Annotated in this window: 13 protein-coding genes; 7 read left to right on the top strand and 6 right to left on the bottom strand. The window is 68.6% G+C overall.

Going from position 1 to position 13,949, the window contains the following annotated elements:
- Positions 1–20 precede the first annotated feature (20 nt).
- Complete coding sequence (locus ACFPFG_RS15315) at positions 21–1,790, bottom strand: phosphoethanolamine transferase (protein ID WP_197953627.1); 1,770 nt, start codon at positions 1,788–1,790, stop codon at positions 21–23.
- 135 nt (positions 1,791–1,925) lie between these two features.
- Between ACFPFG_RS15315 and ACFPFG_RS15310 the strand changes: the two genes are divergently transcribed.
- Both ACFPFG_RS15310 and ACFPFG_RS15305 read left to right on the top strand, forming a co-directional pair.
- A complete protein-coding gene (locus tag ACFPFG_RS15310; RefSeq protein WP_183017569.1) occupies positions 1,926–2,600 on the top strand; it encodes a winged helix-turn-helix domain-containing protein in 675 nt (224 codons plus the stop codon).
- Positions 2,593–4,020: a sensor histidine kinase gene (locus ACFPFG_RS15305; RefSeq protein ID WP_183017570.1), complete on the top strand. Its 1,428-nt coding sequence runs from the start codon at positions 2,593–2,595 to the stop codon at positions 4,018–4,020. The genes ACFPFG_RS15310 and ACFPFG_RS15305 overlap by 8 nt, the downstream gene beginning before the upstream one ends.
- On the opposite strand, the gene ACFPFG_RS15300 is transcribed toward ACFPFG_RS15305, so the two are convergent.
- A complete protein-coding gene (locus ACFPFG_RS15300; RefSeq protein WP_380110282.1) occupies positions 3,972–5,243 on the bottom strand; it encodes an aminopeptidase in 1,272 nt (423 codons plus the stop codon). The genes ACFPFG_RS15305 and ACFPFG_RS15300 overlap by 49 nt on opposite strands.
- Before the next feature lie 22 nt (positions 5,244–5,265).
- Here ACFPFG_RS15300 and ACFPFG_RS15295 point away from each other — a divergent pair, with 22 nt between their 5' ends.
- Genes ACFPFG_RS15295 through ACFPFG_RS15285 form a run of 3 tightly spaced genes read left to right on the top strand, consistent with a single transcriptional unit; the run spans position 5,266 to position 7,569 of the window.
- Positions 5,266–5,874, top strand: a complete 609-nt coding sequence (locus ACFPFG_RS15295; RefSeq protein ID WP_183017571.1) for a hypothetical protein — start codon at positions 5,266–5,268, stop codon at positions 5,872–5,874.
- Between the two features lie 24 nt (positions 5,875–5,898).
- Entirely contained in the window at positions 5,899–7,227 is a 1,329-nt protein-coding gene (locus tag ACFPFG_RS15290; RefSeq protein WP_197953612.1) for a class I SAM-dependent methyltransferase, read from the top strand.
- Between the two features lie 12 nt (positions 7,228–7,239).
- Complete coding sequence (locus ACFPFG_RS15285) at positions 7,240–7,569, top strand: DUF1840 domain-containing protein (RefSeq protein WP_183017573.1); 330 nt, start codon at positions 7,240–7,242, stop codon at positions 7,567–7,569.
- 20 nt (positions 7,570–7,589) lie between these two features.
- Here ACFPFG_RS15285 and ACFPFG_RS15280 read toward each other — a convergent pair whose 3' ends face one another.
- The gene (locus ACFPFG_RS15280) at positions 7,590–8,573 is read right to left on the bottom strand and encodes an aldo/keto reductase (protein WP_197953595.1); all 984 of its coding nucleotides are present in this window, start codon (positions 8,571–8,573) and stop codon (positions 7,590–7,592) included.
- Between the two features lie 138 nt (positions 8,574–8,711).
- Here ACFPFG_RS15280 and ACFPFG_RS15275 point away from each other — a divergent pair, with 138 nt between their 5' ends.
- A complete protein-coding gene (locus ACFPFG_RS15275; RefSeq protein ID WP_380107263.1) occupies positions 8,712–9,647 on the top strand; it encodes a LysR family transcriptional regulator in 936 nt (311 codons plus the stop codon).
- Between the two features lie 38 nt (positions 9,648–9,685).
- A complete protein-coding gene (locus tag ACFPFG_RS15270; protein ID WP_374622235.1) occupies positions 9,686–10,204 on the top strand; it encodes a hypothetical protein in 519 nt (172 codons plus the stop codon).
- Positions 10,205–10,312: 108 nt separating this feature from the next.
- On the opposite strand, the gene ACFPFG_RS15265 is transcribed toward ACFPFG_RS15270, so the two are convergent.
- The 3 genes from ACFPFG_RS15265 to ACFPFG_RS15255 all read right to left on the bottom strand — a co-directional run bounded on the left by ACFPFG_RS15265 (position 10,313) and on the right by ACFPFG_RS15255 (position 13,820).
- Entirely contained in the window at positions 10,313–11,302 is a 990-nt protein-coding gene (locus tag ACFPFG_RS15265; protein WP_183017577.1) for a tripartite tricarboxylate transporter substrate-binding protein, read from the bottom strand.
- Positions 11,303–11,545: 243 nt separating this feature from the next.
- Positions 11,546–12,793 carry a phenylacetate--CoA ligase family protein gene (locus tag ACFPFG_RS15260; RefSeq protein WP_183017578.1) on the bottom strand — a complete coding sequence of 416 codons (1,248 nt, stop codon included), beginning with the start codon at positions 12,791–12,793 and terminating at the stop codon, positions 11,546–11,548.
- Positions 12,794–12,986: 193 nt separating this feature from the next.
- Positions 12,987–13,820 carry an ABC transporter ATP-binding protein gene (locus ACFPFG_RS15255; protein ID WP_183017579.1) on the bottom strand — a complete coding sequence of 278 codons (834 nt, stop codon included), beginning with the start codon at positions 13,818–13,820 and terminating at the stop codon, positions 12,987–12,989.
- Between the last annotated feature and the right edge of the window lie 129 nt (positions 13,821–13,949).

Raw genomic sequence — 13,949 nt, 5'->3', positions numbered from 1 at the left:
CGGCCGCGCCCCCCGCCCGCTCAACTGCGGCAGCTGGCCAGCGCGTCCAGGGGCTTTTGGTAGGTGGGACTGGCCACGTCCAGCAGGCCCAGGGTGGTGTGGTAGAGGTTGTCGTGCGACAGCGGCGCGTCCAGCTGGCCGCGCACGCAGCGCTCGGACACGCCGGTGCGCTCGCCCAGGTTGCCCAGCCAGGCAATCATGGGAATGTGCTTTTGCTCGTCGGGCGCCATGGCGTAGGGCATGCCGTGCAGGTAGATGCCCATCTCGCCAAGCGACTCGCCATGGTCCGACATGTAGACCATGCCGGTCTGGTAGCGCGATTGCTGGCTTGCCAGCCAGTCGATGGTCTGCGACAGGAAATGGTCGTTGTAGCGGATGGAGTTGTCGTAGACGTTGACTACCTGCTCGCGCGTGCAGCTGGACAGCGCATTGGTCAGGCATTCGGGCTGGAAGACCTTGGTCTCGGGCGTGGAGCGCTTGTAGTAGGCCGGGCCGTGGCTGCCCATCTCGTGCATGACCAGCACCACGCCGCGCTCGCGGCGCTCGCGTGGCAGGGCGGCGATGCGTTCGTCGATGCCGCTGAGCAGGATGCCGTCCAGGCATTCGCCGTCGCTGGAGCACAGGGCCTTGCCGTCGGGCGTGTTCAGGCGGTCGGCCGTGCTGGCGTTGGGAATGCGTTCGCACACGCCCTTGCAGCCGGCCTGGTTGTCCACCCACAGCACGGCCAGGCCGGCGTTGTACAGCACGTCCACCAGGTTGTCGTAGTCCACCTTGCTCTTGTAGAAGCCCGTGCGGCCCAGGTGCGAGAACATGCAGGGCACGGATTCGCGCGTGCTGGTGCCGCAGGAGGTCACGTTGCTCCAGTTGAGCACCTTGCGCCTGGCCAGCTCGGGCGTGGTGTCGCGGGCATAGCCGTTCAGGCCCCAGTTGGCGGCGCGCGCCGTCTCGCCCACCACGATGACGAACAGCGGCGGCTTGCGCTCGGCCGCGTAGGTGGCGCCCAGCGTGGCGCCGGCCGCAATGCTGGCAAACGGGCGCTTGGGCCGCAGGATGGGCTTGAGCACCGCGTCCAGCGAGGCCAGCACGGGGCTGACAGGGTTGAGCATGTGGCGCATCCACAGGTTGTTGCGCACCACGGGCGCCAGCTCGCGATAAGAGACAAAGACCGATGCCACCAGCACTACCACCGAGGCGGCCAGCAGCCCCAGCGTGCGCAGCACCGTCTGCATGCTGCGGCGCGGGCGGATGATGCGCAGCCGCAGCAGCCAGGCCGTGGGCAGGCCGGCGACGAGCAGCATCTGCAGCAGCAGCTGGGGGTTGAACAGGTCGCTGCTCTCGCGCAGGTCGGTCTGCAGAATGTTGTTGATCATGCCGCCGTCCATCACCGTGCCGTAGGCGGTCATGAAGTACTGGGCCGAGCCGGCAATCCAGGGCAGGGCGATCCACAGCGGCTTCATGCCGCGCGGCCAGGCCGTCAGCGACAGCAGCAGCAGGATGCCGCCCAGGCCCAGCGGCAGCAGGCGCAGCACCAGGGTGGCCAGGCTGCCGTCATAGCCTTCGAGGTGGGGCAGGCGCAGCCACAGCGCCCAGTTCGCGGTGGCGAGCAGCCACAGCGCCAGCACCAGGGCCACGGCCTGGGGCGAGCGCGGGGCGCTCCAGGCCGTGCGCAGCCGCACCGCAAGGCTTGCGGGCGCGCTCTGGGCAGACGAGGAAGCGGATGCGTTGGCGGAGGCTTGGCCGGTGCCGGAGGAGCCGGCAAAGGGGGGGCGGGCGAGCAGGCGTTCTGACATGGCCGCGAGCGTAGAATTCGCAGCTTAAGAACATCTGAACCCCGCGTTCAGACTCCGTTCAGCTTGAACACCTCCCGTCCCCTCTGTTGCGCCCGTATCCGGTGCACACCCTGATGTGCGAAGGTCCAGCCTCCCATGCGAATCCTGCTGGTCGAAGACGATGAGGCACTGGCCCAGGCGGTCGGCAGCTATCTGCGCTCCAAGGCCTTCCTGATCGACAGCGTGCCCTCGCTGGCCCAGGCGCGCGCCTGCCTGGCCGGCGCCAGCTACGCGGCCGTGCTGCTGGACCTGCACCTGGCCGACGGCGACGGCCTGGCGCTCATGCCCACGCTGCGCCGGCTGGAGCAGCCTCCCGTCACCATCGTGCTGACGGCCCGCGACCAGGTCAGCGACCGCATCCGCGGGCTGGACGCGGGGGCCGACGATTATCTGGTCAAGCCCTACGACCCCGAGGAATTGCTGGCCCGCCTGCGCGCCGTGAGCCGGCGCGGCGGGGGCATGCAGGCCGGGCAGGACGCCGTGCTGCGCATGGGCACGCTGGAGATCGACCTGGCCCGCGAAATGGTGCGCGATGCCGGCCGCACCCTGCTGCTCACGCCCAAGGAATGGGCGCTGCTGCGCGTGCTCACGCTCCATCCGGGGCGCCTGTACACGCGCGAGCATCTGCTCGATGCACTCTACGGCTTCGACGCCGAGGCCGACAGCAACACGCTGGAAGTGTTCATCAGCCGGCTGCGCCGCAAGCTAGGGCGCGAACGCATCCTGACCGTGCGCGGCACCGGCTACCGCCTGGTGACCGAGCATGGCTGAGGGGCGCCGGGAGAAGCCCGGCCTGCCGCCCCGGCTGGCCGACCAGCTGGCCCGCGAGCTGACGCTGGCGCTGGCCGCCGTCTGGCTGGCCTGCGTGCTGGCGCTGGCCTGGTATGTCAGCCACATCGTGCACCGCAACTTCGACCAGGAGATGATCGACAGCGCCCACCGCATGCTGGAGGTGGCCGTGCACCAGCTGGAGCAGCAGGACCACTCGGTCGAAGGCGTGCCCCTGCCCCATGTGGCGCTGGCGCCTGGCGACGGTGCGGAGAGTCTGGTCTATCAGTTGCAGGACCGGCATGGCAATGTGCTGCTGCGCACCCAGGCGGCGCCCGTGGTGGCCTTTCCTGTTCCCATGCGCGACGGGTTTTACGAGCGCGAAGGCTGGCGCATGTACGTGGTGGCACATCCCCAGCTGCCGCTGTTTCTGGTGCTGGCCGATCCCCTGGCCGAACGCAGCGAGGCGCTGCAGCGTGCCCTGCTGGCGCTGGTGCTGGCGATGCTGGCGATGCTGACCCTGATGGGCTGGGTGCTGCGCGCGACGGCACGCCGGCGCCTGCGCGTGCTGCTCGACATGCAGCTGCAGCTGAGCGAGCGCGGCGGCTCCAACCTGGAACCGCTGGACCTGGACGCCATGCCGCGCGAGCTGTGGCGCCTGGGCCGGGGCATCAACCACCTGATGCAGCGCCTGTCGCATGCCGTGCAGGTGGAGCGTTCCATGGCTGCCAATGCGGCCCATGAGCTGCGCACGCCGCTGGCCGTGGCCACGCTGCGCCTGCAGACGGCCCTGGACAGGGGCGTGGACAGCACCGATGTGCGCGCGGCCCATGAGGCGCTGGAGCGGCTGCGCCAGCGCACGGAAAAGCTGATGCAGCTGTCGCGCGCGGCCTCGGGCTCGGCGTTGGCGCAGGACGAGGTGCGGCTGGACGCGCTGGCCAGCATGGTGGCCTCCGAGTTCTGGCAGCAGGACGAATCCACCCAGCTCCGGCTGGACGTGGTGCTGCCCGAGCAGCCCTGCGGGCCGGTGGCGGGCGACGTGGACACGCTGGCCATCGCCTTGCGCAATCTGGTGGAGAACGCGCTGCGCTACAGCGATGGCCCGGAGGTGCTGCTCGAAGTCTGCGACAGCCACACTGTCCAGGTGCGGGACGAGGGGCCGGGCATGGATGCGGCAGCGCTGGGCACCGCGCGCGAGCGCCATGTGCGCCATGTGGACGACCTGCGCCTGCCCCAGGGCACCGTGCGCGAGCTGGCGTCGCCGGGCTACGGCCTGGGCCTGTCCATCGTGTCCATGATCGTGGCCCAGCACGGCGGCAGCCTGGAGCTGCAGTCGCCACCGCCCGGCAGTTCCAGCGGCCTGCTGGCCCGCATTCAGCTGCCGGGACGCGATCCGTCCGTGGATACCGATGCATTGTCCTGATCCTGGGCGCAGGCAGGCGGCAGGGGCGCATCGGGCGGCATGAGCCCGCACAGCCTTGAGTTGCGCTGCAGGGCGGGCAGGGTGGCCAGTTTCTCAACCTCGGCATGGAAACGCTGCCAGCCCAGGGCGGCCTCGCCGCCGGCCTGGGCCGCAGCCAGGGTCTGCGCCTGCTTCCACAGCGCGGTGAAGGCCGGCACCCAGTCGTCGTAGGCGGCCAGCGCGCCAAAGCTGGCGTTGTTGGCATCGGCCACCCACTGGTCCAGCCGCGCCTGGTTGCGGTCGTAGAGCTGGCGCTGCGCATCGGTGGTCAGCAGGGCCGCATCGGCGCTGCGCCATTGCGCGCGCAGTACGGCGTAGTCGCTGCGGAACTGCTGGTAGATCTGTGCCTTGGCCTGTTGCATGGCGGGGCCGCGCTGCTGCGGGTCCCGGTAGAGCTGATGCAGCGCCTGGCGCGTATGGCCGGTCAGCGCCCGCCACTGCGCGCGCCGCAGCTGGCCGGCATCCCAGCGTGCGCGGGCGGCGGGGCCGGCCTCGGTGGCCAGCCACAGCGGCGTGCCCAGGCGCTCCACGGTGGTGGCAAAGGATTCGTTGAAGGCGGTATCGCCCGCCACGTAAACCACCTGGTGGGCCAGTTCGTGGAACAGCAGGCCGGCGAACTCGCCCTCGCCCCAGCCGATGAAGGTGTTGAGCAGCGGATCGCCGCCCAGCCAGTTCAGGTAGCCCAGCGTGGAGTAGGCGGGCACGCCGTAGCTGCCGGACTCCAGGCCCTGGTCTGCCAGTTGCCGGGCCTGGGCAATGGCGTCGGCCTCGGCAAAGTAGCCCCGGTAGCCCACGCAGCCGGCAACGGGAAAGCACCAGCGGTGCAGCTCCAGGCTGTCGGGCGGCGCGGCCACCACGTTCCATACGGCGAACGGCCGCTGCAGATCGGCATAGCGGCGGTAGCTGGCGTTGTCGGGCAGGCCCAGGCGCTCCACGGCAAAGGCGCGCATGCGCCGGGCCGACAGCAGGCGCTCGCGCAGTGCGGGCGCAAGGTTCTCGTCCTGCAGCCAATCGTCAATCGGGCGGCTGGCCTGCAGCAGGTGCATTTGCCCGCGCAGGCTTTGCCAGTAGTAGCCCAGCCCGTCGCCACCGGCCCCCCGGCTGGCACAGCCGCCCAGCAGCAGGCCTATGCCCACCAAAATCGCGGGCAGGCCGCGCCTGACTACACTCAAGCCTTCTCGCACCCTTGGCCCCCTTGCTGCTTTCATGGACTTCTTCACGCTGGCGATCATTGTCTTCATCGCAATCTACCTGCTCAAGACGCAGCAACAGCGCCGGCATACCCTGCTGCTGGCCCAGTATCTGGGACGATTCCAGATCGAGAAGCTGATGGGCGGCCTGATCGAAGGCTATCTGCGCGCCCTGGGTGAGCACGACGAGCAGCGCCGTGCCCAGATCTGGACCGTGCTGGACAACACCGAGGCCAGCCTGGCCGAGCAGTTCCAGCGCTTTGCCAAGGAGATGGCCACGGCCGACCCGCAGCTCACGCGCGTGAGCACGCTGCCTGTGGCGCTGCCCTATCTGGACCGGCTCTTTCCCTCGTCGTCCTTCGATCTGCGCGACGCCATGCAGCTGCATGCACGCGGCATTGCCTCCGTGCGCGTGGCCGACAGCCGCAACGAGGACGAACGCCGTGCGCGCGCCTTCACGATGACGGCCGAGCTGTTGCTCATGCAGTACACCTGCCATTGGTTTTGCAAATCGCGCGCCGTGGCTTCCCTGCGCCTGGTGGCACGGCACAAGACGCCATTCGAGCAAGTGCTCGCTTCGGTGACGGATCAGACCCGGCGAGACTACAGGCAGCTGATCGCCTGAGCACTGCGCCACCGGCGGGGCGCGATGCCCCGCCATGCACAGCCCGGGCTGCGGTTGACGCAGTGCGCCTTGCTGTCAAAAATGAACGCCATGACACAAGTGCTGAGCTCCATCGAGGCGCGGCTGGCGTCTCTCCCTGTTCCCGTGGCCGTGGTCCTGCCCTCGGGCCAGCGTGCTGGTCCTGCGGACGCGCAGGTGGTGCTGCATTTCCAGAGCATGGCGGCCATGGCCAGCCTGGCGGCCGGGCAGATAGGCACGCTGGGCAGTGCCATTGTGGAGGGGCTGGTTCGCATCGACGGCCGCATGCGCGACGTGATGACGGTGGCCGCCAGCCTGCTGCAGTCCGATCCGGTGCGCGGCACTTCGCACTGGTGGGTGCATGCCATGGCCCGCATGCGTTCCATGGCCGCGCACACGCTGGCGCGCGATGCCCAGCAGATCCAGTTCCACTACGACATCTCCGACGACTTCTACGGCCTGTGGCTGGACCCGCGCCGTGTCTATTCCTGCGCCTATTTCCGCGATCCGCAGATGACGCTGGCACAGGCCCAGGAGGCCAAGCTGGACCACATCTGCCGCAAGCTGGACCTGCGGCCCGGCGAGCGCTTCCTGGACATCGGCGCGGGCTGGGGCGCGCTGCTGCTGTGGGCGGCCGAGCACTATGGCGTCACGGCCACGGGCATCACGCTCTCGCGCAACCAGCACCGCCATGTGCAGCAGCTGATCGCCGAGCGCGGCCTGCAGGGCAAGGTGGACATGCAATTGCTGGACTACCGCGCGCTGGCGCCCGGCCAGCCCTTCGACAAGATCGGCTCGGTGGGCATGTTCGAGCATGTGGGCCAGGCCCAGTTGCCTGAGTACTTCCAGACCGTGCACGGTCTGCTGCGCCCGGGCGGCATGGCGCTGATCCACGGCATCACGGCCGGTGGCGTGGACAACACCGAACTGGGCGCGGGCATGGGCGAGTTCATCGACCGCTACATCTTCCCGGGCGGCGAGCTGCTGCATGTCAGCCGCGTGCTGCACGACATGGCGCGCAGCGGGCTGGAGATGGTGGACACGGAGAACCTGCGTCCCCACTATGCGCGCACGCTGTGGAACTGGTCCGACGCGCTGGAGGCGCGCCTGCCCGAGGCCCAGCGCATCCTGGCGCAGCATGCCGAAGCCGACAATGCCGCCAAGGTGCTGCGCGCCTACCGGCTCTACCTGGCCGGTTGCGCCATGGGCTTCGAGCGCGGCTGGATCGCCCTGCACCAGATGCTGTGCACGCATCCTGACGGGCTGCGGCAGAGCGGGCCCCTGGTGGGCGCGCAATCGGGCTATGCTTTCAACCGCGAGTACATGTACCGCTAACAAGGATTGCCCATGCTCTACAAGTTCAAGTCCCGTGCCACGGCCGACGTCATCATGCTCGAATCCAACGGCCGCCAGGTCCTGGAGATCGTCGGCAAGACGCCCGGCGCCAGCGGCATCATCACGGTGCAGCAGATTCCCGCCGCCATCGAGGCGCTGGAGGCCGCCGTCGCCGACGACGACGCCCGCCGCAAGGCCAGCCATGAAGAACAGGCCCAGGACGGCGAGCAGGACAGCGCCGCAGCGGGCGCGCGCGACGCCGTCAGCCTGCGCCAGCGCGCTGCACCCATGATCGACATGCTGCGCCGCAGCGCCGCCGAGAACAGCGACGTCACCTGGTAGCGGCGCCTCCCGCTGTCCCGTCAGGCGTTGATGCCCTTCATGCCTTCCTCCGTATAGCGCTGCCCGGCCACGGGCAGTTCGTCGCTGGCGCGCCGCAGCTCGTCCAGCTCGGCGGGAGTCAGTGCCACGGACAGCGCGCCCAGGTTGTCCTGCAGATGGGCGATGCGCCGGGTGCCCGGGATGGGCACCACGTCCGGCCCCTGGGCCAGCAGCCAGGCCAGGGCGATCTGCGCGGGCGTGCTGCCCTTGCGCTGCGCCAGGGCCGATACGGCGCCCACCAGGGCCTGGTTGGTGTCGATGTTGCCCGGCTGAAAGCGCGGCAGGCTGGCGCGGAAATCGCCCTGCTCGAAGGCCGTGCCGCCATGAAAGCGTCCCGTGAGAAAGCCGCGCCCCAGCGGCGAATAGGCCACCAGCCCCACGCCCAGCTCGCGGCAGGCGGGCAGCACCTCCTCCTCCACCTCGCGCGTCCACAGCGAATACTCGGTCTGCACCGCCGCCACCGGGTGCACGGCATGGGCGCGCCGCAGCGTGGCTGCGCTGACCTCGCACAGGCCGATGCGGGCGATCTTGCCTTCCTGCACCAGCTGTGCCAGGCCTTGCATGGTCTCTTCGATGGGACGCGTGGCATCGACGCGGTGCACGTAGTACAGGTCGATGCGCTCCACGCCCAGGCGCCGCAGCGAGTCCTCGCAGCTTTGCCGCGCGTACTGCGCGCTGTTGTCGATGCTGCGCCGGTACTCCCCGGCCTTGCGCACGATGCCGAACTTGGTGGCAATCTTCACGCGCGGGCGGCGCGCGGCCAGGAAGCGGCCGATCAGCTCCTCGTTGTGGTGCGGCCCGTAGACATCGGCCGTGTCCAGGAAATCGATGCCGGACTCCAGGGCATGGTCCAGCGCCTGCAGCGCCAGGGCATCGTCGCGCGGGCCATAGAACTCGCTCATGCCCATGCAGCCCAGCCCCAGGGCGGATACCTGCAGATCGTGGCCAAGTGTGCGTTGTTGCATTGCATATCCTCTTGCTGAAACAAGGGGCCAGTATGGTTTTCCGAAGCGGCCTTGCCTACTGAGAAAATCGCGCTTTGATCTTCCGTTTTCGGAAAGCATTTCCGAAAAAGCATTCCCAAGGAACAAAGGAGCACTTCATTGCAGTGGGACGACGCCCGCATCTTCCTGGCCATTGCCCGCGCCGGCAGCCTGAGCGGCGCCTCGGCCGCGCTGGGGCTGGGCGTGGCCACGGTCTCGCGCCGGCTGGACCGGCTGGAATCCGCGCTGGCCATGCCCCTGTTCAGCCGCCACCACAGCGGCTACCGCCTCACGGCCGATGGGCAGGCGCTGCTGGCCCCGGCCGAGGCGCTGGAGCAGGCGGCCCAGGCCCTGGGCGATGCCGCGCAAACCCAGGCACAGGTCGCGGGCGTGGTGCGGCTGGCCACGGCAGAGAACCTGGCCAACCCGCTGATCGCACCCTCGCTGGTCCATCTGTTTGCCCGCCACCCGGGTCTGCGCGTGCAGCTGGTCAGCGGCGTGCAGACGCTGAACCTGCACCGGCGCGACGCCGACCTGGCCGTGCGCATGACCCAGCCCGAGGCCGGCCACCTCACGATACGGCGCCTGGGGACGCTGGGCTTCGGCCTGTACGGATCGGCCGGCCATGTGCAAGGCCGCGCAGGCGGAAACGGAAGCGGAAGCGCGGGCACCCACGGCTCGGACCCGTTCGAGGGCGATGCCTTCATCGGCTGGGACGACAGCCATGCCCACCTGCCAGCCGCACGCTGGATGGCACGCGCCCTGCACGGGCGGCCCTGCCGGCTGGAGACCAATACCCTGTCCGCGCAGCTGGCCGCGGCCCAGGCGGGCCTGGGCCTGGCCGTGCTGCCGCATTTCCTGGCGCGGCAGGCGGGGCTGGTCTGCGTGGCGCAGCAACTGGGCGCGGACCAGCCCATCTGGCTCGCCATGCATGCCGACCTGGCCCATTCGCGGCGCGTGCGTGCCGTGGCCGACCACCTCATAGAACTGTTTGAAGCGCATCGCACCGAACTGGACGGCACGGCCGCCGCCTGGCCACAGGCCGCGCCGTGCTAAACACGCCTGCACAGATTGCGACACAAGAAAGGACTTCCATGCACCGCCTCCGCCTCCGCCATTCCCGACTCCTGCCCTGGCTGGGCGCGCTGGCAGCCATGCTGGCGCTGGCCGCCTGCGCCGACCGGCCCAAGGCGCCCGCCGGCCCGCAGGCGCCCCAGGGAGCGGCGGCTGCCGTGTATTCGCTGCTGTTTATCGACAACGCCTCCAGCCTCGGCCCCAAGGCGGCCGCCTACTGCATAGGCAATGGCCGGGGCTGGGCGCTGCTGGACCCCGATGCGGGCACGCTGGCCCTGTTCACCGGCCAGTCCCTGGTGCGGCCGGCGTCGGGCTGCGACGTGGGCAAGGGCGGAGAGCAGGTGCTGGACCGGGCCAGCGGCCAGCCGGCGCTGATGTTCGGCGTCGAGCTTGTGCACTGCACGGCCTCGGGATCGCAATGCCTGATGCGCGGCAGCTACTACGAAGGTCCCGGCAAAACGCAGAGCAACCTCTACAACGCAAGCCAGCGCGGCGGCAGCTGGCAGGCCGTGATGGCGCTGCGCGGGCCGGCGCCCTGAGCCTGCATCGCTGCCGTCGCGCGGCTCCCGCCAACGAAAAAGCCCGGCCGAAGCCGGGCTTGATCGTGGTTGCAACCGGGCGATCCGTCGCGGTGGTGGTCCTCGGGATCAGTCGGCGTAGGTGCCGGCTGCCTTGATGACCTTGCCCCACTTCTCGATCTCGGCCTGGACGAACTTCTTGTGGCCTTCGGGCTCGATGCGGCCGTCGCTGGCGATCACGGCGCCCAGGGCTTCCTGGCGCTTGATGAACTCGGGGTCCTTGAGCGAGGCCTTCATGGCTTCGTTGACCTTCTTGACGATCTCCGCCGGCGTGCCCTTGGGTGCGTACAGGCCGTGCCAGATGGTGACCTGGAAGTCGGGCACGCCCACTTCGGCCAGCGTCGGCAGGTCCTTCAGCGCAGGCATGACCAGGCGCTTGGGCGTGGTCACGGCATAGGCCTGCACCTTCTTGGCCGTGATCTGGCCCGTGGTGTTGGTGGTCTGGTCGCACAGCAGGTCGACCTGGTTGCCGATCAGGTCGGCGATGGCCGGCGCGGCGCCCTTGTAGGGCACGGGCGTCATCTCGGTCTTCATGGCTGCCTGCAGCATCAGGCCGCACAGGTGGGAGGCGGAGCCGATGCCGGCATTGGCCAGGTTGACCTTGCCCTGGTTCTTGCCGATCCAGTCCTTGACTTCGGCGAAGTTCTTGGCCGGCAGGCTGGGGCGGCCGATCAGGGTCATGGGCACGTCGTTGATGATGCCGGCGTACTCGAAGTCGTTGAGCACGTTGAACGACAGCTTGCGGTACAGCGACGGGATCGTGGACATGCCGATGTGGTTGATCAGCAGCGTGTAGCCGTCAGGACGGGCACGCGCGGCCTTGGCCGTGCCGATGGTGCTGCCGGCGCCGTCGGCGTTGTCCACCACGATGGTGGCATTGTTCAGATGCTTGCGCATGGACTCGGCCAGATCGCGGGCCACCTTGTCGGTCGGGCCGCCTGCGGTGAACGGCACGATGAGGGTGATCGTCTTGCCTGCGGCAGGATAGTCCTGCGCGTGGGCGCCAATGGCTGCACCGGCTGCCAGCGCAATGGCTGCGATCTTGAACAATGCTTTCATAGTGTCTCCAAGTAAATAGCGTGCAAATGATAGGGGGCGTTGCGCATTTGCCTTCGAGGGCAAACGCGCAAAAGAAACCGAATGCACGAGGAGACGGATTTTAAGAATTGTTTCTATTGCGCCGCAGCAGATTCCCTTGCCATTGATCTAGTGCAAACCCTTGGGGCCTTGACAGGCGTCATGTTTTAAGGGCTTGCAGCAGGCTGCGCGGCGGCGAGGCCGCCGTCCCCCGCGACTCGGTGGCTACTTGTACGACCTCGCATCCTCGATCACCTTGCCATCATTGGGCAGGGTGCCCGGCAGCACCATCTGCACATCGCCGCGCAGCTTGGTGACTTCGCGCACGGCATCGGACAGTTGCTGGGCCAGGCCCGGCGAGGTTTCGCGGGTTTCGACCAGCAGTTGCATCTGGTCATTGGCCATCTCGCCCGTGACCACCAGCCGCGCGCGCTCCACCTGGGGGAAGCGGCGCACGACGTCGGCAATCTGGCCCGGGTGCACGAACATGCCGCGCACCTTGGTGGTCTGGTCGGCGCGTCCCATCCAGCCCTTGATGCGCGCATTGGTGCGGCCCGTGGGGCACTGGCCGGGCAGTACGGCAGAGAGGTCGCCCGTGCCGAACCGGATCAGCGGGTAGTCGGGGTTGAACGTGGTGATCACCAGCTCGCCCACCTCGCCGGGGGCCACCGGGTCGCCCGTGCCGGGGCGCACGATCTCGACGATGACCTGCTCGTCCAGCACCAGGCCTTCGCGGGCCTCGGTCTCGTAGGCGATCAGGCCCAGGTCGGCCGTGGCGTAGCACTGGTAGCCGGCAATGCCGCGCTCGGCCAGCCAGTCGCGCAGCGAGGGCGGGAAGGCCTCGCCCGAGACCATGGCCTTGGTCACGGAGGGGATGGGCAGGCCCATCTCCAGGGACTTTTCCACAATGATCTTGAGGAAGCTGGGCGTGCCCACGTAGCCGGCGGGCCGCAGGTCGGCCATGGCCTGCACCTGCTGCTCGGTCTGCCCCGTGCCGCCTGCGAACACCGTGCAGCCCAGCGCATGGGCGCCGCTTTCCATCATCGAGCCCGCGGGCACGAAGTGGTAGCTGAAGCAGTTGTGCACCAGCTCGCCGGGCCTAAAGCCCGAGGCATGCAGCGCGCGCGCCATGCGCCAGTAGTCGGGACGGCGGCTTTCGGGTTCGTAGATGGGGCCGGGGCTGCAGAACAGGCGCGGCATGGGCTGGCCCAGGCCGATGGCGTTGAAGCCGCCGAAGATCTGCGCGGGCCGCTGCTCGGCCTGGCGCTGCAGCAGTTCGTACTTGCGCGTCACCGGCAGCCGGGCCAGGGCCTCGCGGCTGTTGATCTGCGCGGCATCGACGCCGGCCAGGATCCGGGCGAAGGCGGCAGAGTGTCGCTGCGCATGGGCGATCTGCCCGGGCAGGGCGGCCAGCAGCGCCGCTTCGCGTTCGTCGGGGGTGCGCGTCTCCAGCGCGTCGTAGAAGGCACTCATGGCTAGTCCTGTAGATGGAAAAGGGCAGATGGAGTTCGGCCAGCGGTGAAAGAAAGATTCCAACAATCCTTGTGCCGCCCCTTGCCCGCGAAACCGGCGCGGCCCAACCCCAGGGACACCGAGGAAGGGCCGCCCCGCACCGAGGGTGTCGTCCCCCTTTCAGGGGGAAGGCGCGAAGCGACTCAGGGGGTATTCATGCAAGCCAGCGTTTTCTGCGCTTGTAGCTTTTCACGTCCTTGAAACTCTTGCGCTCGCCGCCGCCCACGCCCAGGTAGAACTCCTTGACGTCCTCGTTGCTGGCCAGGTCCGAGGCCGCGCCGTCCATGACGATGCGGCCGCTTTCCATGATGTAGCCGTAGTCCGAGTATTTGAGCGCCATGTTGGTGTTCTGCTCGGCCAGCAGGAAGGTGACCTTTTCCTTGCTGTTGAGGTCGCGGACGATGTTGAACACCTCCTCGACGATCTGCGGCGCCAGGCCCATCGAGGGTTCGTCCAGGAGCACCATGCGCGGATTGGCCATCAGCGCGCGGCCGATGGCGCACATCTGCTGCTCGCCGCCCGAGGTGTAGGCGGCCTGCGAGGTGCGGCGCGTCTTCAGGCGCGGAAAGTAGTTGTAGACCTTCTCGAGGTTGGCCGCGATCTCGCCCTTGTCGGTGCGCGTGTAGCTGCCGGTCATGAGGTTTTCCTCGATGGTCAGGTGGGCGAAGCAGTGCCGCCCCTCCATGACCTGGACCACGCCGCGCTGCACCAGCTCGGAGGGCGTGAGGCTTTCGATGCGCTCGCCCTCCAGCTCGATCGTGCCCTTGGTCACCTCGCCACGCTCGCCCTTGAGCAGGTTGGAGATGGCGCGCAGCGTCGTGGTCTTGCCCGCGCCGTTGCCGCCCAGGATGGCCACGATGCTCTCGCGCGGCACCTGGAGCGAAACGCCCTTGAGCACCAGGATCACATGGTTGTAGATGACTTCGATGCCATTGACCACGAGCAGCGGATCGCTGGCGGCCGGGGCGGAGGTGGATGCGGTGGTCATGGCGTCGTCCATGGGCGTTGATACGAAAGCGGAGTGCGGTGGCCGCAACTCTCGAAGCATCTCTGCGCGGGGAATGCCCCAACTCAGGGACACCGAGGAAGGGCCGCCCCGCACCGAGGGTGTCGTCCC

Source organism: Delftia deserti, assembly GCF_042653485.1.
Taxonomy (GTDB): domain Bacteria; phylum Pseudomonadota; class Gammaproteobacteria; order Burkholderiales; family Burkholderiaceae_C; genus Comamonas; species Comamonas acidovorans.
Note: the sequence above shows the minus strand (reverse complement) of the source record. Positions and strands in the feature narration are given on the sequence as shown.

Bases quoted from the DNA above. Each gene is read 5' to 3' on its own strand.
- ACFPFG_RS15310 (WP_183017569.1), top strand. From the start codon at position 1,926: ATGCGAATCCTGCTGGTCGAAGACGATGAGGCACTGGCCCAGGCGGTC.
- ACFPFG_RS15295 (WP_183017571.1), top strand. From the start codon at position 5,266: ATGGACTTCTTCACGCTGGCGATCATTGTCTTCATCGCAATCTACCTG.
- ACFPFG_RS15290 (WP_197953612.1), top strand. From the start codon at position 5,899: ATGCCCCGCCATGCACAGCCCGGGCTGCGGTTGACGCAGTGCGCCTTG.
- ACFPFG_RS15270 (WP_374622235.1), top strand. From the start codon at position 9,686: ATGCACCGCCTCCGCCTCCGCCATTCCCGACTCCTGCCCTGGCTGGGC.
- ACFPFG_RS15280 (WP_197953595.1), bottom strand. From the start codon at position 8,573: ATGCAACAACGCACACTTGGCCACGATCTGCAGGTATCCGCCCTGGGG.
- ACFPFG_RS15285 (WP_183017573.1), top strand. From the start codon at position 7,240: ATGCTCTACAAGTTCAAGTCCCGTGCCACGGCCGACGTCATCATGCTC.
- ACFPFG_RS15265 (WP_183017577.1), bottom strand. From the start codon at position 11,302: ATGAAAGCATTGTTCAAGATCGCAGCCATTGCGCTGGCAGCCGGTGCA.
- ACFPFG_RS15255 (WP_183017579.1), bottom strand. From the start codon at position 13,820: ATGACCACCGCATCCACCTCCGCCCCGGCCGCCAGCGATCCGCTGCTC.
- ACFPFG_RS15315 (WP_197953627.1), bottom strand. From the start codon at position 1,790: ATGTCAGAACGCCTGCTCGCCCGCCCCCCCTTTGCCGGCTCCTCCGGC.
- ACFPFG_RS15260 (WP_183017578.1), bottom strand. From the start codon at position 12,793: ATGAGTGCCTTCTACGACGCGCTGGAGACGCGCACCCCCGACGAACGC.
- ACFPFG_RS15305 (WP_183017570.1), top strand. From the start codon at position 2,593: ATGGCTGAGGGGCGCCGGGAGAAGCCCGGCCTGCCGCCCCGGCTGGCC.